Below are 2,109 nucleotides of genomic sequence, written 5' to 3'. Positions count from 1 at the left end.
CCTTCTGCTATCGGTTGAGGTATTGGCTGGCGACGATGCCGGCGAACAACACCGCGCCGACCCAGTTGTTGTGCAGGAAGGCCTTGAAGCAGGGCTCGCGCTCGCGGTTGCGGCACAGCCAGAACTCGTAGACCACCATTGCCAGGGCCACCGCCAGGGCGGCCCAGTACGCGCTGCCGAGCGCCGCGCGCTGCCCGACCAGGGCCATCGCGCCGAAGAACAGGGCGTACAGGATGCCCTGGATGACCAGGTCCAGCTCGCCGAACAGGATGGCCGTGGAGCGCGAGCCGACCTTCAGGTCGTCGTCGCGGTCGACCATGGCGTACCAGGTGTCGTAGGCGGTGGACCAGAGGATGTTGGCGCCGTACAGCACCCAGCCCAGCGGCGGCACTTCGCCCTGCACCGCGGCGAATGCCATCGGGATGCCCCAGCCGAAGGCCATGCCCAGGTAGACCTGCGGCAGGTGGGTGTAGCGCTTCAGGTAGGGATAGCTGGCGGCGAGGAACACGCCGATGAAGCTCAGGCCGATGGTCAGCGCATTCATCGTCAGCACCAGCGCGAACGCCACCAGCATCAGCCCGGCGAACAAGGCCAACGCCTCGCGGCCGGAGACCGCCCCGGTGGCCAACGGCCGCTCCTTGGTGCGCTTGACGTGTGGGTCCAGCCAGCGGTCGGCGTAATCGTTGATCACGCAGCCGGCCGAGCGGGTCAGCCAGACGCCGGCGGTGAACACGAACAACGTCCACAGCGGGGGCAGGCCGTCGGCGGCCAGCCACAGCGCCCACCAAGTGGGCCACAGCAGCAGCAGGGTGCCGATCGGGCGATCGGCGCGCATCAGCTTCCAGTAGTGCCCGAACCGCGACGGGGTGCCGGCGGCGGGCGGATTTCGGGGGAGACGGCTCATGCGTAAAGGGTACCAGTTGGGCCCGGGCGGGCCCCAGCGCGATGATTAAGCTGAGTGGGGGAAGACCTGCGGCGACTTTGTCGTTAGAATGCGCCTCCGCCCGGCGATCCGGGTCGGGTCTACTCTGCGCCCGTAGCTCAGCCGGATAGAGTAGTGGCTTCCGAAGCCATTGGTCGGGGGTTCGAATCCCTCCGGGCGCGCCAGATTGAAGTCCGAGCATGTCTCAGGATGTCCAAAACCCCAGAGAAATCTGGGGTTTTTCTTTATCCGTGGTCCAGTCAGGTCCGGGGGCATCTATTGCAATCCACGTCGTCCGGGGGCAAGTTCGGGGGCATCCAGACCCCCGAAATGCGGACATGCCCCCAATGGCCCTGACTGACATCCAAGTACGTAAAGCCAAGCCTGTTGAGAAACCCCAGCGACTCTTCGATGGCGGAGGGCTCTACCTTGAGGTCACCCCAGCGGGTGGCAAGCTTTGGCGGTGGAAGTATCGCGTTGCTGGAAAGGAAAAGCGGCTGGCCTTGGGTTCATACCCCGAGGTGAGCTTGGCTGAAGCCCGTGAGAAGCACATGACGGCGCGAAAGACTTTGGCTAACGGCATTGACCCTGGCGAGCAGCGGAAGCTCGAAAAGCTGGTTCGCAGCGGGGGCTCTGAGAACAGCTTTGGCGCGATCGCGCTGGAGCTTCTTGCTATGCGAACCAAGAAGAACGCTAAATCCACGGCTGTAAGGAACGGAAGGATCATTGAGAAGGATCTGAATCCTTACATTGGTGATAGGCCGATCAATGAGATTTCTGCTGTCGAACTGCTTGCAGTGCTGCGAAAGATGGAGAAGAGGGGGGCGGTGGAGACGGCGCATCGAGCGCGTGGCATTGCAGGAATGGTTTTCCGGTACGCAATCGCTACAGGTAGGGCAGAGCGAAATCCTGCTGTTGACCTGATCGGCGCGTTGGAAGCGCCTCAGACGAAGCACTTCGCCAGCTTGACGGAGCCATCCGCGGTTGCGCCGCTTCTACGTGCCATTTGGGGGTACGAAGGTAGTGCCATAGTAACCGCCGCGTTGAAGCTCTCGCCCTTGCTATTTCCTCGCCCCGGCGAGCTGCGTAGCGCACGCTGGGCAGATATCGACCTTGATGCAGCGGAGTGGCGGTATGTCGCTACCAAGACCAACACACCCCACATTGTTCCGTTGTCCAAGCAGGCA

General features: G+C 63.1%; 2 protein-coding genes and 1 tRNA gene. 2 read left to right on the top strand and 1 reads right to left on the bottom strand.

What is annotated here, in order from left to right:
- Positions 1-7: 7 nt before the first annotated feature.
- The gene (ubiA, locus tag VA603_RS10265) at positions 8-904 is read right to left on the bottom strand and encodes a 4-hydroxybenzoate octaprenyltransferase (RefSeq protein ID WP_132862426.1); all 897 of its coding nucleotides are present in this window, start codon (positions 902-904) and stop codon (positions 8-10) included.
- 126 nt (positions 905-1,030) lie between these two features.
- Between ubiA and VA603_RS10260 the strand changes: the two genes are divergently transcribed.
- Together VA603_RS10260 and VA603_RS10255 are read left to right on the top strand one after the other, a co-directional pair.
- Positions 1,031-1,107: transfer RNA gene (locus VA603_RS10260), tRNA-Arg, on the top strand.
- 162 nt (positions 1,108-1,269) lie between these two features.
- The coding region (locus tag VA603_RS10255; RefSeq protein ID WP_323438749.1) for a tyrosine-type recombinase/integrase at positions 1,270-2,109 on the top strand (840 nt) is incomplete at its 3' end.

The organism is Stenotrophomonas capsici (genome assembly GCF_034961085.1).
Taxonomy (GTDB): Bacteria; Pseudomonadota; Gammaproteobacteria; order Xanthomonadales; family Xanthomonadaceae; genus Stenotrophomonas; species Stenotrophomonas capsici.
The sequence above is the reverse complement of the archived record's forward strand: the minus strand, read 5'-3'. Positions and strand labels throughout refer to the sequence as shown.

Excerpts from the sequence above, each read along its gene's own strand:
- ubiA (WP_132862426.1), bottom strand. The coding sequence starts at position 904 with ATGAGCCGTCTCCCCCGAAATCCGCCCGCCGCCGGCACCCCGTCGCGG.